Below are 23,347 nucleotides of genomic sequence, written 5' to 3' on the forward strand. Positions count from 1 at the left end.
TTAAAATAAATATAAATGTCTCCATTTTAATGGAGGCATTTTTTATTTAATTCTAATGTATTTTGTGATGAAAAATAAAAGCTTCCGGAAATTCCGAAAGCTTTAAAAGGTTTTTTCTTATAAAATAGTAGTTTATTTTTTTACGAATTTAAATTGATGAGTTTGGAAATTCCTAGTATTTATTTTTAATATATAACCACCTGGAATAAGTTGTGAGACATCAATTTTTGAATCAAACATTTCCGATTTTACAAGTCGTCCGTCAATATTATAAACTTGGATGGATAATCCGTCATCAATGCCGGAAATTCTAATGAAATCGGTCACAGGATTAGGGAAGATCTGAATTTTATTTTTAGAAAGATCTGAAGTTCCCAATGTTGTGGTCTGTACGTCACCCGTCATGGTAGAATTTGCTGTAGTAAGATTTCCGCCACATTGTCCGTTAGTAATTGCTGTATTTTCAACCCAGGTTCCTATGCTGTTTCCTGGGGGTATTGGCACGGAATTATTTCCTGTTGAGTTATAATAAAGCAAAGAGGGAGTGGTAAAGGTTCCGTTTCCTTCATCACCAAGAAACTCCCATCTTGTAAGAGCATTGTTCCATTGAATTTTAAATTCGCAGGTACCTAATCCACTACAATCTTGCCCGCCATCAATAGGAGTGGTCATATAAATATTCTTACTAAAGGCATCTACTCCTGTTTTGTTAAAGACATAAGTATTAGGAGGGCTATCAAACAGATTAGGGCATCCATTAAACGTTATAGTCTGTGCAAAAGCTGTGCTTCCTGCTATCAGACATAATAAGTAAAGAATTTTCATAGCTCTTAGTTTTGTGATGGAAAGACTCCTGCTAATGCAATGATGCATTTTAGGGTAATAAAAGGAGGTCTGTTTTCATGAGGCTGGTTTCCTCCTGTGTTTCCTACCATTGTACTTTTCATCGTAGTATTGGCGGCTGTATCAGAATATTCTTTATCAAGAATTTTGGTATCTGCCGGAAGATTATTTGTGGGTGAATTTTGATTTCCTTCCGCGGTTACAGCATTTACAGTATGATTGTGAGCTGGCATTTGTGTTATCAATAATGTAACACTTTCTGTTCCGCCGGTTTCTCCCATGGTATACGTTGTAGGCCCTCCCGGAGCCTGTCCGTTATGAACAAGTACTCTTCCCCTCATATCAGGTAAAGCAAATGTGGTGGTTCCATTTCCTCCATAGGTAGTTCCTAACAATGAAAAAAGTGCTTGATTTTGAGCGATAGACAGGATCTGCCCATTACATTCTGCCCAGTACTTTGGAGCAAAATTATAAGGTACAAAGGCTATTTGCCCTAAAAATGGTTCTGATGCCTGAGCTTTTAAGGCAGGGGCAAATGCACCGCAGATCAGCAGTGTACATGCAAAAAATAAATTTTTCATGATGACAAGGTTTTAAGTAATATAAAATTAGAAAATATTTCACATATAATGAATTATAAAAACAAAAACCTTTCATTAATTTAATGAAAGGTAGATTTCATTAATTAAATATTAATATTTTATAGATTTTTTCTCTAATGTTTAAATTGCTAATAGCCCATACACATGATAATTAATTTTTCAAATTATCCTTAAAATCTTCAATCCTAAAATCTGTCAGAGCATTTCCTTTTTCAATTTTCTCTTTGGAATACAACCTGAAATCATTTTCTGTTTTTTCTAAAAGATAATCGTAAGGCCCTATATGAGAAATTAATTTTACCAGGACCGGGGAAATTTCAAGACATATAAACAGTCCCATAATAAAAGCTGCTGCCAGTCCTATAATAGCTGAATTTTTGCCCAGTTCATCCAATGCCTGAAGCCTTGCCGCAAACCCGTTAAATTTATCTTCAAAAGTCTCTGTAGATTTTCTTTCGGTTTCCAGATTCGTATATACTTTGGAAATTTCTTTATCCAGATATTCCAGTCTTGGAGAAGCTTGTTTTTGATAGTTCTCAAGATCTTGTCTGCGTTGCTCTTTCAATTCCTTTTTACGCTTTGCATTCGGTCCGTAGCCTTCTTTTCCACTGGTTAGACCTGATTGTTTTCCCAGAATTTCTTTTTCAAGTTCTACTGAAGCTGAATCATAGGCTTTCTGATACTGTGCTATCTTTTCTGAAATTTGTTGTTTTTCTGTTTCAAAAGGCCCGCTCTGTTGAAGAATTCTTCCGTTCATTTCTCCCTGAAGCTGTTTTTTATTTCTTTGAATGATTGTATTCAACTGTTTGTTTACCTCTTTCTCAAAAATTTTAAGCTCTAATGGTTTCGAAATAATAATTCCTAAAAATGTGGCAAGGATAAGACGGGGAATGGCCATCAGAATCTGATTCCACCAGGTACCTGTTTTTTTAATGGAAGAAACGATATAACGGTCAAGATTAAAGATCATCAGCCCCCAAAGAATTCCAAATCCAATGGCAGCCCAGATATTATCGAATACGGTATACATGGCATAGCCTGCAGATAAAGTAGCAAATACTGCCGTGAAAAGCACGATACCTCCAATCCCCGAAAATTTATTCCACTCACTCGGGGTCTTTCTTAAGATATGGATGTTCCCGCCGGAGCATACCATCAGGAACTTTTGGAACCAGTTTATTTTATGAGTCCCTTGATTTATAGTTTGTTGGTTTGTTTTCATAACTGAAAATTTATACAAAGGTAGTACTAAAAATCATACCAATGTAAAAGATAGTATTATGTTTTACCAAGTAATTATGTGTGTTTTCGTAAGATATTGTTTTTTAAACGTTTAAAATAGAAGTTTGAAAAATTATTTCAGTCTATCCGGATTCTGCTTCAGAAAGCTTTCCCATCCGGAATATGATTTGGTATCTGCTATGGTTCCGGAATTGAAATGATGGCATACAGCAACGGCAAGTCCGTCGGAGGCATCCAGATATTTGGTAGGGAACTCCTTTAAATTAAGAAGATTCTGAAGCATACCCGCTACCTGTTCTTTACTGGCATTTCCGTTTCCGGTGATGGCCATTTTGATTTTTTTCGGAGAATATTCTGTGATCGGGATATTTCTGTAAAGGCTGGCAGCCATGGCTACTCCCTGTGCACGGCCAAGTTTAAGCATACTCTGTACATTTTTTCCAAAGAAAGGAGCTTCAAGAGCTACTTCATCAGGATGAAACTCGTCGATAAGAGACAGCGTTCTTTCAAAAATATATTTGAGCTTGGTTTCGTGATTAGGGTATTTTTTTAAGATGAGTTCATGAATAGAAACCATCTCCATTTTTCCTTTTTTTACGGAGATAATACCAAATCCCATGACAGTTGTTCCGGGGTCAATACCTAAAATTATTTTCTCTGAAATCATTGCCCAAAGATAGAACTTTCTAAGTTTTTTAAGAGTGAAAAAGTATTGGAAATGACTTTCATTTATATTTAAAACTTTAGTACCTTTAAACAAAAATGACTATGAAAAATGTATTTAATGTACTCGTTGTTCCTGTTTTTCTGTTCTGTAGTTTTCAGAAAGAGAATGGATTAACTCAGAAAAGGCAGTCACTTTCAGAAACTACGCTAAAAAAAAGTGACCGAATTATTTATTTGTTTTTCAAGGCAGATAAAGATCAGTCAGGAAATGCAAAAATTACCCTCCAAAGCAGTAAAGTTACGGATGGCAGATTGAAGCAGATCTCATCTTTTGAAAGAAATGAAGCTCATCAGGGAGACTTTATTATCACGCTGACGCAGTCTGACGGAAAAGAAGTTGCCAGACAGCTTGTGAAAGATCCTTTTAATCCTGAATTGGAAGTGTACGAAAAAGAAGGAATTTCCAGACATAAAGCATCCCTTCAGAGCACAGAGTTCAGTGCCCGTTTTTCCTATTCTGAAAATGTTCAGACTGTAAAGGTTGAAAAGGCAACTGATGATGGAGCACAACTATTATTCACAAAAAAACTATAGCTATGAAAAAAGTTTTATTACCCCTTTTGATTGGAAGCAGCTGTTTTGCCCAGACATTTGATACGGTTCCGCTTTTACAGAACGGAGACAATAGTAAAAGGATTATTATTGCTGTTTTAGGAGACGGATTTACCGCCGCACAGCAAGCTGCTTTTACAACTTCAGCTCAGAATACCGTTAATTATCTTTTTACCAAAAGCCCTTATACAGAATATAAAAATTACTTTAATGCTTATGCTGTAAAAGTAATTTCTACAGAATCGGGAGTGAAGCACCCCGGGACAGCAACAGATGTTACTGAACCAGTAATCCCTGTTTCCAATCCTAATAATTACCTGGGCTCCACTTTCGATGTAGGAGTTCACAGATGTATATACAGTAACACAACTAATAAGGTGGGGCAGGTGTTGGCAGCCAATATCCCTGATTATGATATTACCTATGTATTGGGCAATTCTACAGAATATGGAGGTTGTGGAGGAACTTATGCCTTTGCCTCATTAAATGGTTCCTCGAATGAAATTGTGGTGCATGAGCTGGGACATTCCTTTGGAAAGTTAGCTGATGAATATTGGTTTTCAGGTTCACTGGAATCTGCCAATAAAACCCAAAACTCTAATCCTGCAACTATCAAATGGAAAAATTGGGTAGGATTAAATGGAGTAGGAGTATATGCCCATGCTGAAAGTCCTAGTTGGTTCCGCCCGCATCAGAGTTGTGAGATGAGGTATCTTAACCAACAGTTCTGCTCAGTATGTAAAGAGGCAATTATTGAAAAAATTCATGGTTTAGTGTCTCCTATAGATTCCTATACACCAGCAAACAACACTACAGTAGATGCTACGTCTAATGTCACTTTTACAGCTAATGAAATTCTTCCCAATCCTAATACGTTAGTCAATACCTGGAGCTTAAATGGGACAACACTTGGATCAACAGGAAGTAGTGTTACCATTACTCCTGCGCAACTGAATAATGGAAATAATACACTAACATTGTCTGTAGTAGATGATAATCCGCTTTTAAAAGTTGATAACCACAGTACTCTGCATGTTACTACTGTTTCCTGGACTCTAAGTAAATCTACCCTTAAACTTTCAGAAGTAAAAGCTGAAGAAAGACGCTTCAGTGTTTACCCGAATCCTACAGAAGGAGAATTTTATATTAAAGGGAAACAGGATTTTTCAAAAGATGTAAAAGTAGAGATCTATGATACTTCAGGAAAACTGATTCCTTCAAGATTTGAATTCAAAGATGCCGGACTCAGAATTGATATTAAAAACTATCCGTCAGGCACCTATCTGCTGAATGTAAAAGAAAACAAAAACCTGATTCTTTCTCAGAAGATCATCAAAGAATAAATTTGAACTCAACCGGCTCTAGCAGCCGGTTTTATTTTTCCAGCTTTTTATCTGCTATAGGTACCCATTGTCCATCGTGGCGAAGAAGCATTATTTTATCAACTAAGAATTTAGTTTTGTATTGCTTCGTTTCATATTTTTCCCAGGCTTTAAGATAATTTTCCCAGGTCAGATCTCTGAATCCTACAGTCACATGAGGACTAAAAGAATACTGTGCAAAATTAAAGTACTCTTTTACTCTATGATAAAGCTCAGTTAAATGAATATTTTCTTTTGGCTGAATATAAAGTACAGGGTTTTTAGGATTAGGAAAGCTTCCAAAGCCATCCAGCTCTACTTCAAAAGGTGTAATTTCCGTATTGATCTTCTGAAAAGCAATATGAATATCATCCTCCAGTTCAATTTCTCTTGAAAAGGGAGGAAATAGTGTAATATGGGCTTCATTTTTCAAAGCCTTGGAATTGGCAAAATGAATAGCCAGATCTCTTTTAAAGACTTTTATTTCTTCAATAATCTCCTGAGAAGGGTAAATGGCTATGAAGTACATTTTTTTCATAAGGCAAATTAAAAGTTTTTATATTAAATTTTAATACATAAGAAAATTATGCATATGTTTGCAATGCATAAATCATTCTATGAAAAAGAATAGTCTTTATAAAGGTACCCTGCAGAATATTATTTTGAAGCTTCTTTCAAAAGAAATTAAAATGTACGGGTATCAGATTACTCAAAGGGCAAAAGAGCTTACAGAAGGTGAGCTTGAAATGACGGAAGGAGCACTTTATCCATTACTGCATAAACTGGAGAGCGACGGAATGATTATTTCTGAAATTCAGAAGATCAACGGAAGAGACCGTAAATATTATCTGCTGACTGAAAAAGGAAAAAAACAACAGGCAGAAAAAGAGACTGAGATGAAAAGTTACTTGTTAAATCTACAGGCGATATTCAATATATGATAACCGAAGTACAGGAAAATAAAATTACGGATTATCTGATAGCCCAACAGCTCTCACTAGATATTCTGGTAGAAATCAGAGATCATATGATCAGTCAGGTTTCAGATCTTCAGCATAATGAAAATATCAGTTTCGAGGACGCTTTCTTAAAAATAAAAGAATCCTGGAACGGAGAATTTAAGTTGGTTAATTATCTGCTATTCTATCCAACGGCAATTCCTTTGATTGCCAAAAAGATTATACAGGAAAAATATGCCGGACTTTTCAGAAAATCTTTAATGATAGGACTGTTGGCTTTAGGAATTAATTTATTGTTGATTTTTATAACAAAAAATCAGGAAGATTATAATCTGTTTTTCAAACTGCTTAACGGATCTTTTTTATTGGGTTCAGTATTGATATTGGTTTGTAATTATAAGATATGGAAATATCTGAGAGCAGATTTCAAATACAAAGGAAAAAGCCTTTATACAATGTATCAGCAGAATATAGGATTATTGGTAGTTTGCTTTTCTTCAATGATGCAGGTTACCATGAAAAACGGAAATTATGCTTATCAGTTTTTCAGAGAGCACCATCATTCTGAAGTTTTTCTGACCTTAGTTACCTTGATTCTTCCTTTTATACTGCAGACGGCTCTGGTGTTTGCTGCACTCAATTTTATAGAGCACAAAAAGAATTTGGTGAAAATGCAGGAGTTCCTTAAGCCTGTATAAACAATGTACTATTCAATTAACGTTGTGATCTGAGCTGTGTAAGGGTATTTTCAAGATGATCTGTAATCTTTTTTACTTCAATATGAGGTCTGAAGATTACTCCTTTTCCTTTTTCTTCATCGGCAATATTAGACAAGATGATCACGGAAGTTTTGGTGTCCGGATAATAGATGTTTAATGAAGGAGAACCTTTTATATAACCGCTATGGAAATAAGAGTTGGGCTGGCCAATGTTAAGCATGATGCCGTAAGCATAACCCATCTTTCCAAAGATTGCATGACGCCTTTCTGCGCTTTTTGCCATAAATAGTTTTAAGGTTTCAGGCTTTAAAATTTTTCCGCCGTACAAAGCGTTGTTCCATGAATGAAGATCCTGAATGGTAGATAATATCCCTCCAGCAGGAGTTCCGATTTCCTGCCCGCCTAATCTTTTAGGCATATTGGGAACTTCCTGAAATTTAACAGGCGTACCAAGATAGGCACTGGCAAAATTATTTCCCTTAAAAGTATCTCCTGTTGAAGAATGTTTCATTCCCGCTTTTTTAAAGAGTTCCTGAACATTTTCAGCATATGACTTTCCGGAAACTTTTTCCACAATCTTTCCAAGAGTATTGAATCCGTCGTTGGAGTAGAAAAAGTCGGAACCGCTCCTGAACATCAGCTTTCCTCCCACCATATTCAAACCTGAAGTATGGTTTAGCAGCTGATGAATTGTTATATTTTCATATTCTTTAACCTGAAACTCCTTCAGGTATTTTGAAACTTTATCTGTTACATTCAGCTTTCCTTGCTCCATCTGAAGTAGGATCATAACCGCTGTGAATTGCTTGCTCACAGATCCTATGGCAAAAATGGTATTGCTGTCAATTTTGGTTTTTCTCTTAAAGTCAGAAAAACCGTTTTCTCTTCTGTAAAGAGGAATGGTGTCTTTAAAAACGGCAATGCTTCCATTGAAATGATACTTCTTGAAAGTAGAATCAATCTGTTGTTCTAAAAGTGTTTTCTGAAAAGCGGCAATGGTAGAATCAACAATTGCTTTTTTATCAACGGGAGAGGCTTTGGGTGCTTCAGTAGTTGTACAGGAAAATAAAAAGCAGAATAGGGCCAGGAATGCTAAATTTTTGATCACAGGTGTTGTATTTTTTAATAATGATTATTACTCTTAAAGATACTAAAATATTCAAGAGCATTAAGGGAAGCAAATTGCGTGCTAGGACGGGCTTTTAATCAAATTAATATGGATGTAATGGTTCTTTAGCAGGCATTTTATACATTTGATATAGAAAATGCATCACAAAGTATGAATGAACACTTGAAAAATGATTCAGCAAACATCGGATATCTGCTGAATATCATTAAAGAACAGGGAACGGATTACCTGAACTCTATTGAAGAAAGATTAACCTCAGTAATCAATAATACGGTATCGGAAAAACAGGAACTTCCGGAATCAGGATTCGGGACAGAAGAAGTTTTAAGGATTTTTAATGAAAAATTTGAACCGATCATGGTGGGATCCGGGGGACCGAGATATTGGGGATTTGTGACGGGAGGGGCTACTCCGGCATCTGTAGCTGGTGACTGGCTGGCTACGGTTTATGATCAGAATCCCCAGTCTGTATCAGAGCAGGGAGATGCTTCCGCAAAAATAGAGATGGAAACCATACAGCTTTTACTGAAACTTCTTCAGCTTCCGGAAAGCTTTCTGGGAGGTTTTGTATCGGGAGCAACGATGTCTAATTTTACCTGTTTGGCTGTGGGGCGTCAATGGCTGGGGAAAGAGCAGGGAAGAGATATTGCGAAGGAAGGTGTATCCGGAACGGTAAAGATATTGACAGCCACACCTCACTCGTCTTCTATAAAATCATTGTCACTCCTGGGTCTTGGCAGCAGTAATATCATTAAGATTAAAACGGAAGAAGGAAACCGGGAAGCCATTCATATCAAGGATCTGGAAGAAAATATCCTGAAGCTTGACGGTGAACCATTTATTCTGATTTCAAGTGGAGGAACAGTAAATACAGTGGATTTTGATGATTTTAAAGCGATCAGCAGATTAAAAGAAAAATATAATTTCTGGTGGCACATCGATGCTGCTTTTGGTGGTTTTGCAGCTTGTTCGGAAACCCATCAAAATCTTGTGGAAGGCTGGGAATATGCAGACAGTATCACGGTGGATTGCCACAAATGGCTGAACGTACCTTATGAAAGTGCCGTGTTTCTTATTAAAGATCAATATAAAATTTTACAGGTAGAAACCTTTCAAAACTCAAATGCTCCTTATCTGGGAGATCCATTGGAGAATTTCAGCTATTTAAATTTTCTTCCGGAAAACTCAAGAAGATTAAAGGCGCTTCCTGCATGGTTCTCTCTTATGGCTTATGGTAAAAAGGGATATCAGGAGATTGTAGATAAGAATATAGGATGGGCAAAACAGTTGGGACAGCTGATTGAAAACAGCGATAATTTTAAACTGCTGGCTCCGGTAAGATTAAATACGGTTTGTTTTACATTGAAAGAGGATGCAAAGCAGGATGAGGTAGGGAGATTTCTTGAAAAGCTAAATGATACAGGAAAGGTTTTTATGACACCTACTTTTTATAATCAGCATAAAGGAATAAGAGCTGCCTTTGTAAACTGGATGACCAGTGAAAAAGATATCAGGCAGGTATTTGATCTCATGAATGAAATCATTACTGAAATAAAATAATATATTGAAAAGCCTGTGGATTACTATTCACAGGCTTATTTTAACAGCAGGTCACAAAACCAGAAAACATATTCCCCATCTTCTTCTTCAGGAGCTGTTTTAGGTTTTGGGTAAGTTTTTTTGACTGTTTCTCCAATTTCAAAGTTAACCGGATTTTTGAAAATGGGTCCATCGAAAGTAAAGGTATGAAACTCTCCGTTTTCTCCGCATGGATCTACATTTTCAGGAAGATCATCTATAAATTTCTGATCAATAATTCTTCCTGCAAAGCTTTTGTCCAGATAAGATCCGTTGACGCAGGTTACAATGGTTTTAAAACCAAGCTCTAGAAATTCATAGATGAGGTTGGATGTATTTTGTTTCCACAGGGGGAATACAGCCTTCATACCAATCGCATTTAATTGGTTTTCCCTGTATTTTCGCAGATCTTCCAGAAAAATATCACCGAAAACGGAATAAGTAATACCCTGCGCCTGAATTCCGGCCATCGTTGTGCTCATGATTTGCTGATATTCTTCCATTGATGGTTCTTTAGGAAGCTCCATTTTAATCAAGGGAATTTCGATACTTTCAGCTTGTTTTTCTAAAAGAGAAACGTGTACACCATGCATGGAAATCCTTTGGAATTCTTCATTAATACTTGTAAGAAGTGTAGAAACTTCATATTGATCTTCCTGTAGTATTTTGTAAAGAGCAAGCGCAGAATCTTTTCCGCTGCTCCAGTTGAATAAAGCTTTTGGTTTCATTTTGAAAATAAAAATCTCCCAAAAATAAGGAGATTTTGTGGCTTAATAATTTTTGTTTTGAATTTCTTTAATTGGAACAAATCCACCATTGAAGTAATCAATCTTCATTTCAAAAGGATAGGCCGGATTGGTCATGATCAGGACACCAATTGCACCAAAGAATGCGGCTCCGGTCAGCATCATGCTTCCCGCATTGGGATTTGACCTTATTTTTCCAATGAAATAGTAATCATTATCTCTTTTTACTGCCTTGGTAAAAAGATTTTCTATGGAAAGGTAGATATATGGATCTCCTTTATACACAATAGCATAAATGTTGTCTTTTTTAATTTCTTTTTCTTTGCCGTCTGCCACTTCATAAATTCTTACAATTTTTGGTGCATTACCGTAGAATTTGACATTTGTGATTTCTTGGTCCGGCTGTTGATTTTTTAAAGAATTATAATTTTTATATACTCCGTCTTTCAGCTGAGGTGAATTGTAAAAACTGATTAACTGCTTGGCTGTATTATCAAAGTTATTTATTTGTTCAAACGTATAATTATTGTTCGTTTCAGGCTTTTTAGACGCGTTTTTACTGATGAAATCTACGAGCATTTCGCTTCCTTTTTCAAGGGTTTTTGTGGTAACATCAGTTGCTTTGACATCAATTACGGTATCGGTCTGATCCATCAAAGAGTAAGTCCCATCATTATTTTTTGAAAACAGAAATCCCTGAAAATAGCAGTAGCCATGTTCACTGAGTTTAGCAGTAACCTCTGCAAAGTACAATTGCTTCAGGTACAGAACCATTGTTCCGTCTTCGGTATTATCTCCATTGATGCTGTTCAGGATACTTTGAAATTGACTTGATATACTGGAGGTGGGAACCACTTTAGCTTTGGCATTCAACATTCCCTGCTGTACAATTCCTAAAGAAGTGGTGTCTTCTCTTTTATCAATAAGTTTTATCGTTTTATAATAACTTTTCTCTATTTTGTGGCTGGGAAGGCTGATGGTAAATGGTTCGGTACGTTTCTGGCCCCATAAAGAAGATGTAAGACACATGAAGACTAAGAAAAGGATTTTCTCAAAATTTATTTTCACAGCTATATTTTTCATTGTTAATTAGTTTTAAAATTAAAAATACAAAAAAACCTCAAAGAATTTCTTTGAGGTTTTGTTTATAAAAAATGTCTGTCAAATGATGGGCTTACATGTTTCTTCTGTATTTACCGCCCACTTCGAATAGAGCATTGGTAATTTGTCCTAAAGAACAGTATTTTACAGCATCCATCATCACTTCAAATAAGTTTTGCTGGTTGATGGCAGCATGCTGAAGTTGTTTCAGAGCCTCTTCAGATCTGCTGTCATTCGCTTGCTGGAAGTTGTGCAGAGATTCAATCTGTGATTGTTTTTCTTCTTCAGTAGAACGGATAACTTCTCCTGGTAAAACGGTTGGTGAACCATCTTTTCCTAAGAACGTGTTTACTCCAATGATTGGATATTCACCCGTGTGCTTCAACCACTCGTAATGCATAGACTCTTCCTGGATTTTTGAACGCTGGTACATTGTTTCCATCGCTCCAAGAACACCACCTCTTTCAGTGATTCTGTCAAATTCCGTATATACAGCTTCTTCCACAAGATCCGTTAATTCTTCAATGATGAATGATCCCTGAAGCGGATTTTCGTTTTTAGCCAGTCCTAATTCTTTATTGATGATCAGCTGAATTGCCATTGCTCTTCTTACAGATTGCTCAGTAGGAGTTGTAATCGCCTCATCATAAGCATTGGTGTGAAGTGAATTACAGTTATCATAGATCGCATAAAGTGCCTGAAGAGTTGTTCTGATGTCATTGAAATCAATTTCCTGAGCATGCAGAGAGCGGCCTGAAGTCTGAATGTGGTATTTCAGCATCTGGCTTCTTTCGTCAGCACCGTATTTTAATTTCATAGCTTTTGCCCAGATTCTTCTTGCTACACGCCCGATTACTGAATACTCAGGGTCGATACCGTTGGAGAAGAAGAAAGATAAGTTTGGTGCAAAATCATTGATATCCATTCCACGGCTTAAGTAATATTCCACATAAGTGAAACCGTTGGCCAGTGTGAATGCTAATTGGGAAACAGGATTTGCTCCTGCTTCAGCAATGTGATAGCCTGAAATGGAAACAGAATAGAAGTTTCTTACCTTTTCTCTGATAAAATACTCCTGAACGTCACCCATTAGTCTAAGGGCAAATTCTGTAGAGAAGATACACGTATTCTGAGCCTGGTCTTCTTTTAAGATGTCAGCCTGAACAGTACCACGAACGGTAGCAATCGTTTTAGCTTTAATTTCTGCGTATACGTCTGCAGGAATTACTTCATCACCTGTTAATCCTAAAAGCTGTAATCCTAAACCATTATTGGATGGAGGAAGTTCACCTTTGTATTTTGGTCTTTCTAAACCTTTGTCGTCAAATTTCTCCTTAAGCTTAGCTTCTACTTTAGCTTCTAAACCGTTTTCTTTGATATATTTTTCAACATTCTGATCGATGGCCGCATTCATAAAGAAAGCCAATAGCATTGGTGCAGGACCGTTGATTGTCATTGAAACCGAAGTCAGTGCATTAACCAGATCAAATCCGGAATACAATTTTTTAGCATCATCCAGGGTTGCAATAGAAACCCCTGCATTTCCGATTTTACCGTAAATGTCTGGTGGTAAAGCAGGATCCTGGCCATATAATGTTACAGAGTCAAAAGCTGTAGATAAACGTTTTGCCGGCATTTCTGCAGAAACATAATGGAATCTTCTGTTGGTTCTTTCAGGCCCTCCTTCCCCGGCAAACATCCTTGTCGGATCTTCTCCGGTTCTTTTAAACGGATAAATTCCGGCTGTATAAGGAAAGCTTCCCGGAAGGTTTTCCTGTCCTTTCCATTTGATCAGATCACCCCAGTCATTGTATTTTGGTAATGAAATTTTTGGAATTCTCAAATGAGATAAAGATTCTGTTGACGTTTCCACTTTAATCTCTTTTCCTCTTACAAAATAAGAGTAAAATTCTGCCTGAAAAGCTTTTTTCGTATCATCCCAGGTCTTCAGGAAGTCGATATTTTCCTGTTGAAGATGTTTTTCTGCCTTTTGATATTCGGCATCTAAGACCTCATTGGAAATTATATTTTTTACTCCTTCAATATGATACATTGTTCTGGCCAGTTCAGCCTGTTTTTCAATATTGATGTCATATTGTTTGTTGTTTTCAACGATTTCAGAAAGGTAACGAACTCTTTTCGGAGGAATAATGGTTACTTCTTCTGTGATTTCCTGTTCTACAAATGCATTTAGTTTTAAATCAACAAATTTTTCATTTACCTTTGAAACCAGTCTGTTGTATAATTCTGTTGTTCCGTGGTCATTAAACTGAGACGCTTTTGTAGCATATACAGGCATGTCCTCCAGCGGGCTTTCCCATAAAAGATGGTTTCTCTGGAACTGTTTTCTCACTGCCTGAAGAGCATCAAGAGCACCTCTTTTGTCAGATTTGTTTAATGCTACAAGATCCGCATAATCTAACATGTCAATTTTTTCCAGCTGCGTAGATGCTCCATATTCAGGAGTCATTACATACATAGAAACATCGGCAAAATCTGACACTTCTGAACCAGACTGTCCGATCCCTGAAGTTTCCAGGATGATGACATCAGGATGAGCCAGCTTCAGTACATTCAATGCAGAATGAATGAATGGAGAAACGGAAACGTTATTTTCTCTGGTTGCCATAGAACGCATGTAGACTCTAGGATCATTGATCGCGTTCATACGTATTCTGTCTCCTAATAAAGCACCTCCGGTTTTCTTTTTTGAAGGGTCAATAGAGATAATAGCAATTTTTTTATCAGTGTTTGAACGTAAGAAACGTCTTACCAATTCATCTGTTAAAGAAGATTTACCAGCTCCTCCGGTACCTGTAATACCGATAATTGGAATGGTTAAATCCTTAGACTTTTCATCAATTGCTTTTACAAGCTCAGGTTTTTCTTCTGAGAAGTTTTCAACAGCAGAGATAATACTGGCAATGCTTGTTGAGTTTTCAAAGCTGATGGCATCCAGATCTTTTGCAGTTACATCTTTTCCTGTAGCAAAATCTGATCTGTGTACAAGATCATCAATCATTCCCTGAAGCCCAAGTTCTCGGCCGTCATCCGGAGAATAAATTCTGTCAATTCCATAAGACATCAGATCTTTGATCTCTTCCGGAAGGATTACACCACCGCCACCGCCAAAAATTTTGATCTGTGGTGAGTTTTTTTCTCTCAACAGGTCATAGATATATTTGAAATATTCTGTGTGACCTCCCTGATATGAAGTTAATGCAATAGCATTGGCATCTTCCTGGATTGCTGTATTTACAACTTCCTCTGCTGATTTATCGTGTCCTAAATGGATCACTTCGCATCCTGTTCCCTGAATAACACGACGCATAATATTGATCGCAGCATCATGCCCGTCAAATAATGAGGCAGCAGTTACGATTCTTACCTTGTTGGTTGGAGTATATTTTTGGGTTTCCATAAAAATTCTAGAAAGTTTCTAAGTTTTCAAATATAACAATAAAAAAAGAACCATGTGTTTGATTTTATTCTTTTGACTGTCAATGGGTTGGTTGTGTTTATTTAATTATATGTCCCCTTTTTGAGCCGGATACTTTGAAAGTTGGGAAACCACAGAGTTAAAACAAGTTGCAGCCTCTTCATTTTCAAAGGCACTCATCTTTATATTCTCAAATTAAATTCTCTACTTTTGCAGAATATTTTTACAGCCATGCAAAAAGCTTTGATGTACTTCGGATTGGGAACGGTAATAAGCTTCCTGATTAACTATTTCTTTTTAAGTTCACAGAATATCGGACTTGATCTTTATTATGCCATTGCCTTTGGTTCTGCCTGGGGGCTAGCCTATTATCTGGATACTCCCAATTTTTCACTGCCTAAGAAATTAGGATTGTCATTTGTAGGGATGGGAATTCTTGTTCTGGCAGGAACTTTAATTTTTAAACTTGAATTGGCGATTCCGTCTATTCTGAAGTTTTCAACCGTTTTCGTTGCATATTATTTATTTGCAAGCTTCAGAGGAAATAAATCTCTTCGTAACTAGTGCATCATTATAAAGCTGGTGTACATTAGCAGAAGCCCCATACATAGGATTCCGATAAAATTAATCATGAATAAAAATATTCCTTTAAAAATGCTTATCGTTCGGGTGCTTTCATAGACTCTGTGATGAGCCGCAAAAAAATAAACGAACATATAAAGAACAGTTGCGGTATAAATCAATAGATACAAAAAAGTTAAAAGGCTGGAGTCAGGAAGGAGATCGGTAATTTTATCAAAAACGATTAAGATAAGTGTTCCTAATAATAAGAAGGAAAAATAATGGAGGGTAAAAATTCCATGATCGAAATACCACCATTTCTTTTTATTATGAAAAACCCAAAGAAAGAAAGCAAAAACCGGAAGATAGATGAATAGTGCTTTAGGAAGGGTATGTATCATTGTTTCCTTGAACTTTTCAAAAATCTGATCCTTGTTATAGCCTTGCTCCTGCATATGGAATATCTTCTTGGCAAATGGTTTCAAAAAGCTGTAAACGGCTTGGTTATTCTTGTCTTTAGATTGAAGAGAATCATATTGTTTCATACTTCGGGCGCTTAGCACGCTAAGTTTTCCATCTTTAGTTTCTCCTAAAGCATCGGTCTCAATGCCATTTCCGTTCACTTCGGTTACTTTAACATCTTTGTCTCCTTTTGAGTTAAATTTCTTTTTTAATTGGTCTTTGGAAAGGTTTTGCTTCAAGCTGTCTGTAAACTTTACAGTGTTCTCATTTTTTTCTTTTTCTTTTTCAATTTTTCTGGCATTGTGTTCTTTTTTATGATGTTCCACTGCTTCCTCTTCTGATCCGGGGAAAAGGGAAGGAAGAAAGAATGTAATAAAGCTTATAAAAATATAGAGCTTCACGGGGGCAACATACAATTGTCTTTTCCCTGCCAGATATTCTTTGGTAAGTTTTCCTGGGCGGGTTAATAAGTATTTGATTGTTTTCCAGAATTCGCCATCATAGTGGGTGAAATCCTCAATGAAATGAGTGAAAAGAAAATGAAACGGCTGCTTAGGTTCTGTATTTTCCTGTCCGCAGTGTGGGCAAAACCTTTCATTAACCTGATGTCCGCAGTTCAGGCAGGTTTTATCATCTCTTAGTTTTCCGTGGCTCATGAATTATGGAATATGATTAACACAAATATAATTATTTCAATGAAACTGTAATTATATTAATATGTTTTACGGAAATTTTTAAAGTAAATTTAATAAAAGAAAGAGTTGAGGGAATGAACTCTTTGCTGTATCACCTGTGTTTTTAGAATCTTCTAAGCGTTTTTTTTCATCGCCACAACAATTTACAAGATGCATGCCAAAATTATAAAAGTGTTAAAATCTATTGATATAGGGATCTATAGACCGGATTCTATAGATAAAATAAAATATGTTTTTGGGTTACAAAAATAATTTGTACCTTTGCACACCCTTTTAGGGGTAAATTATGTTTAATCTTTAACTAAAACGTGTGAATACATTAAGTTACAAAACTGTTTCAGCGAACAAAGCTACTGCGAATAAAGAATGGGTTGTGGTAGACGCTGAAGGACAGCCGTTAGGTAGATTAGCTTCTACGGTTGCAAAGATTTTGAGAGGTAAGCACAAAACGAACTTTACACCTCACGTAGATTGTGGTGATAACGTGATCGTTTTGAATGCTGGGAAAATTACACTTTCCGGAAACAAGTGGGCTGATAAGACTTACATCTGGCATACAGGATATCCTGGTGGACAGAAGTCTATGACTGCGGCTGAACTTCAAAAGAAAGATTCTTTAAAGGTATTAGAGAAGTCTGTAAAAGGTATGTTACCTAAAAACAGACTAGGAGCTGCTATCCTTAAGAACCTTTATTTATATGAAGGAACTGAGCACAAACATGAAGCTCAACAGCCTAAAACAATTAATGTTAACGAATTTAAATAATTAATTATGTCTATAGTTCACAAAATCGGAAGAAGAAAAACTTCTGTAGCAAGAGTTTATGTAAGACCAGGTTCTGGAAACATTACAGTAAACGGTAAAGACGCTAAAGAATATTTCTCTACAGACGTGATGGTTTACAAATTAAACCAACCGTTTATCCTTTCTGAGACTGTTGGTCAGTATGACGTTACCGTAAACGTATTCGGTGGTGGAAATACAGGTCAGGCAGAAGCTATCAGATTAGGTATTTCAAGAGCTTTATGCGAAATCAACGCTGAATTCAGATTAGCATTGAAACCAGCTGGTTTACTTACAAGAGACGCAAGAATGGTGGAAAGAAAGAAGCCAGGTCAGAAAAAAGCAAGAAAGAGATTCCAATTCTCAAAACGTTAATTTTCAGACTTCAGATTCAAGATCTCAGATTTCAGAATTTTTTCGGTCTGTTGTCTTTTATCTAAAATCTATTTATCTAAACAAAAAAATTGCCCGTTACGTTTAGCATCCAAACGCTTCTCCCATCTAAAGAAGTTGTTGATTGTTTAAAAGACGGAAAGTAAACTAACAAAAACAGAAAACATGGCAAAAGCAAATGTAAAAGACCTTTTAGAGGCTGGCGTACACTTCGGTCACATGACTAGAAAGTGGAACCCAAATATGGCTCCATACATTTTTATGGAGAAAAACGGTATTCACATTGTAGACTTACATAAAACAGCAGTTAAATTAGATGAAGCTTGCAGCGCTTTAGAAAAATTAACTTCTGCAGGTAAAAAAGTTCTTTTCGTAGCTACTAAGAAGCAAGCGAAAGAAGTTGTTGCAAAACACGCTTCTGAACTTAATATGCCTTATATTACTGAAAGATGGCCAGGAGGTATGTTAACGAATTTCGTTACTATCAGAAAGGCTGTAAAGAAGATGAATGCTATCGACAAAATGAAAAAAGACGGTACGTTCGAAACTTTATCTAAAAAAGAAAGATTACAAGTTGACAGACAAAGAGCTAACTTAGAAAAGAACTTAGGTTCTATCTCTGACATGGTTCGTCTTCCTTCTGCAATCTTTGTTGTAGATATCTTGAGAGAACACATCGCTGTAACTGAAGCTAAGAAATTAGGTATTCCAGTTTTCGGTATTGTTGATACAAACTCTGACCCTAGAAAAGTTGACTTCGTTATCCCAGGAAACGATGATGCTTCTAAATCTATCGATATGATCTTGAGCATTGTTTCAGAATCTATCAAAGAAGGTCAGTCTCAAAGAAAAGCTGATAAAGAAAAATCTAAAGAAGAAGGAGAAGTAGTATCTGCTGATAAAGATGCTGACTTCGATGCAGAATAATTAAAGATTTTCTTTAATATAGGAAAAACGCTGGATTTCGGTCCAGCGTTTTTTTATTGTTTTATAATACTAAGGTTTCTTAGGACACACCGTAAATTCTGGGAAATCAGGATCTGTACTTGGGACAACTACTCCTATTCTGCATACACCGCTGCAGCACATTTCTCCCATTTCGAAATTACAGCCGTCTATACAGCTTCTGTATCCTCCTTTGATTGTTCTTAGCTCAGTTCTTGAAACTTTCTTTAAATTTTTCATGGTTTTTAGTTTAGTTTTTTTCCTACTCTATATGCTTTTCGGAATCCGCAATTATGTATTTCTAAATATATGGAATTATTTATAATGTGTTTGATTTTATGAAATAATATTTTGATTTTGTGATATTTAGTGGTAATGGAGCGATTTTTAGAGTTTCTACAACAATGTAATATTAGCTTAGCTGCCCGATATTTATCTTATTCTGATGGATTTAAAGAGAGTATTTACAGCTTGCTTAGTTTTTTTCATATCTTAGGTTAATTCTTTTTGAGATCACTCAATAAAACCACTTATGAAGACTCAATAATTCAGTTCAGTTTCATAATTAAATAATAGTACTTGATATGAATTAAAATAAAAACCCACAGAATCCTGCGGGTTATATATTAGTTTGAAAGCTTTATAGAATATGAGGTGGTGACAAACTTTGTAGACTGATAGGTTGAGTTACAAATAAGTCCGGATAATCTGTAGTTTTGATTTTTAGGAACCATTGTGTATCCTACTTTTCCAGAACCGATAGGAATTTTTTTGAAGAAATTATTCCCGCTTACCGTAAGTACCATATTGCATGGAGATAGGTTTTCTACTGAAATAGAGGTTCTGGGGTTTTTCGGATCATCATCGTTAAGAAGATCACTAAGAACAGCTGCAGTTTCCGGTTTATAGGTCTTTATAAGTTCGTTATATTCTCTTTCCGTATTGGCTCTGTTACCTGAATTACCGGTAGAGGAAGGGTAGGAGGTTCTTACCGGATAGCTGCCATAATTTACATTACAGCTGGCAAGGATCATTGAAATCCCGGTAAAAACTAATAGCTTTTTCATACTAGTTTACTTTTTGGTTTTTCTTTTTTTCGAAGACTTCTTTACTTCGGCTGTTTCCTTTTTGGAAGGCTTTGCTTCTTTTTCGGGGAGTCTAGGATTATCAATCGTTACAAATATACTTTTTTTAATGTCTTTCTGAGAGATGTATTTCATATCGCAGATATTACTGTTGAGCGTATATGAACCCTTATTGATCACAATAAAATTTTCTCCATGGGCTGGAACGGCAAGGTTGTAATAATCTTTTCCTTCAATCCTCAGTACGATATTACAGTCTGAATTATTTTTGAATAAGAGTATCGCTTCCTTGCGGGTAATATCTTCATTGAACATTGCATTCAGAAGTTTCACCGTTTTTTCTTTATGCTCAGCAGAGGTTTCAGTGATAAGTTTTTTAAACTCCTCAGCGTCATCTGAATGAGGGTTTCTCATGATGCTTTTAGGAATATCGGAAATGACAGGCCTTGCTTCCATAGGCTTGGCTGTGCGGGCTCCTTTTGTCCATTCAGCATTTTTTAAAGCGATAAGCTTAGGTTTCAGTACGCTTTTCTTCGGATCATCCGGATGGGTGTTCTTAATGTACTCTTCAATTTCTTTAATATCAATGCTTTTCAGAATGTCTTTATTTGCTTTTTTCTGAGCAGATATTAAGTTGGGGAACAGAAATGTGAAGAATAAAAAGAAAACAGTTAAAAGTTTTTTTTTCATCAATTGTTATTTTTATTTCATCAGCTTATCCGGAATTTAATGTAAGTAATTGTTTTTCCTTTCGCTGAGAAAAGTTCTTCATAATAGGTTTTGATATCTCTGAGGTGCTCAGTATTAGGGTCATATTCCGGTGCTCCGTAGATATCATGATGTGCACTAATGATTTCATAGCCAGCTCCCTGCAAATATCCCAGTGTATATCCATGTAAGAACTCTGAATCGGTTTTTAAATGAATAATACCGCCAGGTTTCAGAAACTTTTTGTAACGGTTTAAAAAATCAGGGTGAGTCAATCTGTGCTTTGTTCTTCTATATTTTATCTGTGGATCCGGGAATGTAATCCAGATTTCATCTACTTCATTTTCAGCAAAAAAATGATCCACAAGCTCGATCTGTGACCTAAGAAAAGCTACATTATTCATGTTGCTGTCTACTGCTTCTTTAGCACCAAACCAGAATCTTGCCCCTTTAATATCAATTCCGATAAAGTTTTTTTCAGGAAATGTTTTTGCAAGTCCTACAGAATATTCTCCTTTTCCACAACCTAATTCCAATACAATAGGGTTGTCATTTTTAAAGAAATTTTCTCTCCATTTTCCTTTAAGTTCAAAACCTTGTAAGGCATCTTCCCTTGTAGGTTGGATTACATTTGGTAATATTTTGTTTTCTGCAAATCTTGCTAATTTATTCTTGCCCATTGAGTTATAAAATGAGTGCAAAAATAGTGAAAATTTATGGAGAATCTCTGCCTTTTGATGGTAAAAGACAGAGAGATAATCTGTTTATGATTGTAGCTACTGGCTTCCTAAAGCCACCATAATAGGTCTTTCAATTGTTTTTTGTGAAGCATATTGAGCACCACAAACAAGGCTGGTGAAAAGATACTGGCCTTTTTCTATAACAATTGAACCTTCACCCTGAGCAGGTACAGCCAGTCTGTACTTGGTAGTACCTACACCTTCCATCCTTACAATGATATTACAGTCTGATTTATTTTGAATCAGAACAATGCATTCTTTAGAATTGGGGTCATTATCGAATAAAGAGTTGAGGATTTTTACAGTTTTATTTTTGTGCTCTATGGGAGATACCGCCATAAGCATATTGAATTCTTCTGCTTCTGCATTAGGAATTGCTGTATTGGCTGAAGCATTGACAACAAAAGTATTCTGAGCAGTGCTCGGAGTATAAACGGTGGTAGGTTGTTTTGCTGCTAATTCAGCCTTATATTTTGCAATCTGCTTTTGTTTGATAATAGCATTCATTTCATCAAAGGTGATCTTTGTAGAAGGTCTTCTCCTCAGCATGGCAAGCATTTCCTGCATGTCTTTTACTTTCTGATCGGCCGGATGTGCATTTTTGATGTATTCTTTCATCATGTCCATTACTCTTGGTTTCAGGACAGATCTCCGCGGATCATCAGGATGGGCATCTCTTAAGAAGGCATTAATTTCGTAGATATTCTTACTTTTCAGAATATTACTATAGTCTTTCCCCTTTTTTTGAGCAGACATAGTAAAGAAAAACATACAACAAAGAAGTAAAAGTACTTTTTTCATTAATTGATATTAAGTTTAAAATTGGGTGCTTTTCTCTTAATTTGCGTTTTTGGCTGTTAGTTTTTTATTTGGATAACGAAATACAGGTCTTTTTATTTTAAACACTTGTTTGTGAGATAAAATTAAACATATTTTTGAATATTGCGGAATGATATGTAATAAAAGTTGAATAATCTTCATTGGATGCAGTGTGGAAGGGGAATACCGAAGGATTCCTTTTTATTTCAAAAAAATAATCCATGTGAAAGACATGGATTATTTATATGTATTGGAATTATTTCTCTAGTTATTGCTTACAACCTCCTGAAGGTGTGAGCTTCTAAGTCTTTTCTGATAGATGGGCAGATATTTTTCAATAGGAATCTTTACGGCTTCAAAGTTTCCGGCCAATACATAAGCCTGAATGTTTTCAGAAGTATAAACGAATTGAAGGAAGTTATCAATTAAATTCTCAGGAATTTTAAATTTTGTAAAGTAATCTTTCCCCAGATAGTTTTTGATTTGTGCAACGGAACTGTTCATTCTTTCGTATGCCTGATAACGCTGTTTTTTCTTTCTCTCGCCGGAAAGAATATCATAGATACTTTCAAGGCTGAAGGTAAGCCCGCCATCTCTCAGCCCGGCAACAGGAAGTTCAGGAGGAGTTCCGTCACCTTTTGGTTCCGGAAGCCCGATTACTTTTTTAAGAGCATATGCTTTATCTTCTTTTCTTAAAGAATTTACATCATACCGAAGGTTTCCGGTAGGTTTGAACCTGCTGAGTACAATTTCCTGAATTTCGTAGTATGCAATTTTAAGCTCAACCAGATTTTTTTGTGTCATTGATTGAGGCGTCAGCTTAATATCTTTTCTTTCGGTAACAATAGAGGTAAACCGGATCACATCTCCGGGATTGGCAGGGATACTAAAATTACCATTATAGTCCGTAAGAACGGTTTTCTGGATATTCAGATTAGTAACATATACCTGATTGAGATATAAAATAGAGTTGTCTCTCAGAAATACCTCTCCGGAATATATTTGGGCATTAATTTTTGCCAGAAAAACCAATAGCAGTAGAGTAAACAGTTTCTTCATATAATGCGCAAAATTACATAGAAATAAAGCAATTTTGCCTAGTTAGATGAAGAATAGTGGTTAAAGTTATATTAAACTTTAACATTAAACTGTTAAGGA

General features: G+C 36.0%; 25 protein-coding genes. 9 read left to right on the forward strand and 16 right to left on the reverse strand.

Going from position 1 to position 23,347, the window contains the following annotated elements:
- Positions 1 to 132 precede the first annotated feature (132 nt).
- From OL225_RS20775 to ruvC, 4 genes are all read right to left on the reverse strand, one after another.
- Complete coding sequence (locus OL225_RS20775) at positions 133 to 825, reverse strand: T9SS type A sorting domain-containing protein (RefSeq protein WP_047373597.1); 693 nt, start codon at positions 823 to 825, stop codon at positions 133 to 135.
- Positions 826 to 830: 5 nt separating this feature from the next.
- Complete coding sequence (locus OL225_RS20780) at positions 831 to 1,424, reverse strand: phage tail protein (RefSeq protein WP_264519458.1); 594 nt, start codon at positions 1,422 to 1,424, stop codon at positions 831 to 833.
- A gap of 172 nt (positions 1,425 to 1,596) precedes the next feature.
- Positions 1,597 to 2,667 carry a DUF4407 domain-containing protein gene (locus tag OL225_RS20785; RefSeq protein WP_264519459.1) on the reverse strand — a complete coding sequence of 357 codons (1,071 nt, stop codon included), beginning with the start codon at positions 2,665 to 2,667 and terminating at the stop codon, positions 1,597 to 1,599.
- A gap of 132 nt (positions 2,668 to 2,799) precedes the next feature.
- Positions 2,800 to 3,354, reverse strand: a complete 555-nt coding sequence (gene ruvC / locus OL225_RS20790) for a crossover junction endodeoxyribonuclease RuvC (protein ID WP_047098744.1) — start codon at positions 3,352 to 3,354, stop codon at positions 2,800 to 2,802.
- Between the two features lie 101 nt (positions 3,355 to 3,455).
- Between ruvC and OL225_RS20795 the strand changes: the two genes are divergently transcribed.
- Positions 3,456 to 3,947, forward strand: coding sequence for a hypothetical protein (locus OL225_RS20795; protein ID WP_264519460.1), 492 nt, complete (start codon positions 3,456 to 3,458; stop codon positions 3,945 to 3,947).
- 2 nt (positions 3,948 to 3,949) lie between these two features.
- Positions 3,950 to 5,308, forward strand: coding sequence for a M64 family metallopeptidase (locus OL225_RS20800; RefSeq protein WP_264519461.1), 1,359 nt, complete (start codon positions 3,950 to 3,952; stop codon positions 5,306 to 5,308).
- Positions 5,309 to 5,339: 31 nt separating this feature from the next.
- Here OL225_RS20800 and OL225_RS20805 read toward each other — a convergent pair whose 3' ends face one another.
- Positions 5,340 to 5,864 carry a 2'-5' RNA ligase family protein gene (locus OL225_RS20805; protein ID WP_264519462.1) on the reverse strand — a complete coding sequence of 175 codons (525 nt, stop codon included), beginning with the start codon at positions 5,862 to 5,864 and terminating at the stop codon, positions 5,340 to 5,342.
- A 79-nt stretch (positions 5,865 to 5,943) separates the two neighbouring features.
- Between OL225_RS20805 and OL225_RS20810 the strand changes: the two genes are divergently transcribed.
- Both OL225_RS20810 and OL225_RS20815 read left to right on the forward strand, forming a co-directional pair.
- Positions 5,944 to 6,267: a PadR family transcriptional regulator gene (locus OL225_RS20810; RefSeq protein ID WP_047373591.1), complete on the forward strand. Its 324-nt coding sequence runs from the start codon at positions 5,944 to 5,946 to the stop codon at positions 6,265 to 6,267.
- A complete protein-coding gene (locus OL225_RS20815; RefSeq protein WP_264519463.1) occupies positions 6,264 to 6,983 on the forward strand; it encodes a hypothetical protein in 720 nt (239 codons plus the stop codon). Before OL225_RS20810 ends, OL225_RS20815 begins: the two co-directional genes overlap by 4 nt.
- A gap of 16 nt (positions 6,984 to 6,999) precedes the next feature.
- Here OL225_RS20815 and OL225_RS20820 read toward each other — a convergent pair whose 3' ends face one another.
- Complete coding sequence (locus tag OL225_RS20820) at positions 7,000 to 8,112, reverse strand: serine hydrolase domain-containing protein (RefSeq protein ID WP_264519464.1); 1,113 nt, start codon at positions 8,110 to 8,112, stop codon at positions 7,000 to 7,002.
- Between the two features lie 171 nt (positions 8,113 to 8,283).
- On the opposite strand from OL225_RS20820, the gene OL225_RS20825 reads away from it, so the two are divergent.
- Entirely contained in the window at positions 8,284 to 9,693 is a 1,410-nt protein-coding gene (locus tag OL225_RS20825) for a pyridoxal phosphate-dependent decarboxylase family protein (protein ID WP_264519465.1), read from the forward strand.
- A gap of 35 nt (positions 9,694 to 9,728) precedes the next feature.
- Here OL225_RS20825 and OL225_RS20830 read toward each other — a convergent pair whose 3' ends face one another.
- From OL225_RS20830 to OL225_RS20840, 3 genes are all read right to left on the reverse strand, one after another.
- Positions 9,729 to 10,439: a diphthine--ammonia ligase gene (locus OL225_RS20830; protein ID WP_264519466.1), complete on the reverse strand. Its 711-nt coding sequence runs from the start codon at positions 10,437 to 10,439 to the stop codon at positions 9,729 to 9,731.
- A gap of 42 nt (positions 10,440 to 10,481) precedes the next feature.
- Positions 10,482 to 11,540, reverse strand: a complete 1,059-nt coding sequence (locus tag OL225_RS20835; RefSeq protein ID WP_264519467.1) for a hypothetical protein — start codon at positions 11,538 to 11,540, stop codon at positions 10,482 to 10,484.
- A gap of 91 nt (positions 11,541 to 11,631) precedes the next feature.
- On the reverse strand, positions 11,632 to 14,979 hold the full coding sequence (locus tag OL225_RS20840; RefSeq protein ID WP_264519468.1) for a methylmalonyl-CoA mutase family protein: 3,348 nt from the start codon (positions 14,977 to 14,979) through the stop codon (positions 11,632 to 11,634).
- A gap of 249 nt (positions 14,980 to 15,228) precedes the next feature.
- On the opposite strand from OL225_RS20840, the gene OL225_RS20845 reads away from it, so the two are divergent.
- Positions 15,229 to 15,561, forward strand: a complete 333-nt coding sequence (locus tag OL225_RS20845; protein WP_047373584.1) for a hypothetical protein — start codon at positions 15,229 to 15,231, stop codon at positions 15,559 to 15,561.
- Here OL225_RS20845 and OL225_RS20850 read toward each other — a convergent pair.
- Positions 15,558 to 16,676, reverse strand: coding sequence for a DUF3667 domain-containing protein (locus OL225_RS20850; protein ID WP_047373583.1), 1,119 nt, complete (start codon positions 16,674 to 16,676; stop codon positions 15,558 to 15,560). The genes OL225_RS20845 and OL225_RS20850 overlap by 4 nt on opposite strands.
- A 349-nt stretch (positions 16,677 to 17,025) precedes the next feature.
- Between OL225_RS20850 and rplM the strand changes: the two genes are divergently transcribed.
- The 3 genes from rplM (at position 17,026) to rpsB (ending at position 18,819) form a co-directional block, all read left to right on the forward strand.
- The gene (gene rplM, locus OL225_RS20855) at positions 17,026 to 17,481 is read left to right on the forward strand and encodes a 50S ribosomal protein L13 (RefSeq protein WP_027375420.1); all 456 of its coding nucleotides are present in this window, start codon (positions 17,026 to 17,028) and stop codon (positions 17,479 to 17,481) included.
- A gap of 6 nt (positions 17,482 to 17,487) precedes the next feature.
- Positions 17,488 to 17,874: a 30S ribosomal protein S9 gene (rpsI, locus tag OL225_RS20860; RefSeq protein ID WP_047373582.1), complete on the forward strand. Its 387-nt coding sequence runs from the start codon at positions 17,488 to 17,490 to the stop codon at positions 17,872 to 17,874.
- A gap of 183 nt (positions 17,875 to 18,057) precedes the next feature.
- Positions 18,058 to 18,819, forward strand: coding sequence for a 30S ribosomal protein S2 (gene rpsB, locus OL225_RS20865; RefSeq protein ID WP_047373581.1), 762 nt, complete (start codon positions 18,058 to 18,060; stop codon positions 18,817 to 18,819).
- Positions 18,820 to 18,888: 69 nt separating this feature from the next.
- On the opposite strand, the gene OL225_RS20870 is transcribed toward rpsB, so the two are convergent.
- From OL225_RS20870 to OL225_RS20895, 6 genes are all read right to left on the reverse strand, one after another.
- Positions 18,889 to 19,077: a bacteriocin-like protein gene (locus OL225_RS20870; RefSeq protein ID WP_047373580.1), complete on the reverse strand. Its 189-nt coding sequence runs from the start codon at positions 19,075 to 19,077 to the stop codon at positions 18,889 to 18,891.
- A gap of 386 nt (positions 19,078 to 19,463) precedes the next feature.
- The gene (locus OL225_RS20875; protein ID WP_047373579.1) at positions 19,464 to 19,904 is read right to left on the reverse strand and encodes a DUF6759 domain-containing protein; all 441 of its coding nucleotides are present in this window, start codon (positions 19,902 to 19,904) and stop codon (positions 19,464 to 19,466) included.
- 6 nt (positions 19,905 to 19,910) lie between these two features.
- Complete coding sequence (locus OL225_RS20880) at positions 19,911 to 20,612, reverse strand: DUF6759 domain-containing protein (protein ID WP_047373578.1); 702 nt, start codon at positions 20,610 to 20,612, stop codon at positions 19,911 to 19,913.
- 20 nt (positions 20,613 to 20,632) lie between these two features.
- A complete protein-coding gene (gene trmB, locus OL225_RS20885) occupies positions 20,633 to 21,310 on the reverse strand; it encodes a tRNA (guanosine(46)-N7)-methyltransferase TrmB (protein WP_047373577.1) in 678 nt (225 codons plus the stop codon).
- Between the two features lie 96 nt (positions 21,311 to 21,406).
- Positions 21,407 to 22,171 carry a DUF6759 domain-containing protein gene (locus OL225_RS20890; RefSeq protein ID WP_264519469.1) on the reverse strand — a complete coding sequence of 255 codons (765 nt, stop codon included), beginning with the start codon at positions 22,169 to 22,171 and terminating at the stop codon, positions 21,407 to 21,409.
- 282 nt (positions 22,172 to 22,453) lie between these two features.
- Positions 22,454 to 23,248, reverse strand: coding sequence for a hypothetical protein (locus OL225_RS20895; protein WP_047373575.1), 795 nt, complete (start codon positions 23,246 to 23,248; stop codon positions 22,454 to 22,456).
- Positions 23,249 to 23,347: the final 99 nt, after the last annotated feature.

Source organism: Chryseobacterium viscerum, from assembly GCF_025949665.1.
GTDB lineage: Bacteria > Bacteroidota > Bacteroidia > Flavobacteriales > Weeksellaceae > Chryseobacterium > Chryseobacterium viscerum_A.

Bases quoted from the DNA above. Each gene is read 5' to 3' on its own strand.
- rpsI (WP_047373582.1), top strand. From the start codon at position 17,488: ATGTCTATAGTTCACAAAATCGGAAGAAGAAAAACTTCTGTAGCAAGA.
- OL225_RS20795 (WP_264519460.1), top strand. From the start codon at position 3,456: ATGAAAAATGTATTTAATGTACTCGTTGTTCCTGTTTTTCTGTTCTGT.
- OL225_RS20875 (WP_047373579.1), bottom strand. From the start codon at position 19,904: ATGAAAAAGCTATTAGTTTTTACCGGGATTTCAATGATCCTTGCCAGC.
- OL225_RS20815 (WP_264519463.1), top strand. From the start codon at position 6,264: ATGATAACCGAAGTACAGGAAAATAAAATTACGGATTATCTGATAGCC.
- OL225_RS20870 (WP_047373580.1), bottom strand. From the start codon at position 19,077: ATGAAAAATTTAAAGAAAGTTTCAAGAACTGAGCTAAGAACAATCAAA.
- ruvC (WP_047098744.1), bottom strand. From the start codon at position 3,354: ATGATTTCAGAGAAAATAATTTTAGGTATTGACCCCGGAACAACTGTC.
- OL225_RS20780 (WP_264519458.1), bottom strand. From the start codon at position 1,424: ATGAAAAATTTATTTTTTGCATGTACACTGCTGATCTGCGGTGCATTT.
- OL225_RS20775 (WP_047373597.1), bottom strand. From the start codon at position 825: ATGAAAATTCTTTACTTATTATGTCTGATAGCAGGAAGCACAGCTTTT.
- OL225_RS20835 (WP_264519467.1), bottom strand. From the start codon at position 11,540: ATGAAAAATATAGCTGTGAAAATAAATTTTGAGAAAATCCTTTTCTTA.
- OL225_RS20830 (WP_264519466.1), bottom strand. From the start codon at position 10,439: ATGAAACCAAAAGCTTTATTCAACTGGAGCAGCGGAAAAGATTCTGCG.
- OL225_RS20880 (WP_047373578.1), bottom strand. From the start codon at position 20,612: ATGAAAAAAAAACTTTTAACTGTTTTCTTTTTATTCTTCACATTTCTG.
- trmB (WP_047373577.1), bottom strand. From the start codon at position 21,310: ATGGGCAAGAATAAATTAGCAAGATTTGCAGAAAACAAAATATTACCA.
- OL225_RS20845 (WP_047373584.1), top strand. From the start codon at position 15,229: ATGCAAAAAGCTTTGATGTACTTCGGATTGGGAACGGTAATAAGCTTC.
- OL225_RS20850 (WP_047373583.1), bottom strand. From the start codon at position 16,676: ATGAGCCACGGAAAACTAAGAGATGATAAAACCTGCCTGAACTGCGGA.
- OL225_RS20895 (WP_047373575.1), bottom strand. From the start codon at position 23,248: ATGAAGAAACTGTTTACTCTACTGCTATTGGTTTTTCTGGCAAAAATT.
- OL225_RS20805 (WP_264519462.1), bottom strand. From the start codon at position 5,864: ATGAAAAAAATGTACTTCATAGCCATTTACCCTTCTCAGGAGATTATT.
- OL225_RS20840 (WP_264519468.1), bottom strand. From the start codon at position 14,979: ATGGAAACCCAAAAATATACTCCAACCAACAAGGTAAGAATCGTAACT.
- OL225_RS20785 (WP_264519459.1), bottom strand. From the start codon at position 2,667: ATGAAAACAAACCAACAAACTATAAATCAAGGGACTCATAAAATAAAC.
- OL225_RS20825 (WP_264519465.1), top strand. From the start codon at position 8,284: ATGAATGAACACTTGAAAAATGATTCAGCAAACATCGGATATCTGCTG.
- OL225_RS20810 (WP_047373591.1), top strand. From the start codon at position 5,944: ATGAAAAAGAATAGTCTTTATAAAGGTACCCTGCAGAATATTATTTTG.
- OL225_RS20890 (WP_264519469.1), bottom strand. From the start codon at position 22,171: ATGAAAAAAGTACTTTTACTTCTTTGTTGTATGTTTTTCTTTACTATG.
- OL225_RS20800 (WP_264519461.1), top strand. From the start codon at position 3,950: ATGAAAAAAGTTTTATTACCCCTTTTGATTGGAAGCAGCTGTTTTGCC.
- rpsB (WP_047373581.1), top strand. From the start codon at position 18,058: ATGGCAAAAGCAAATGTAAAAGACCTTTTAGAGGCTGGCGTACACTTC.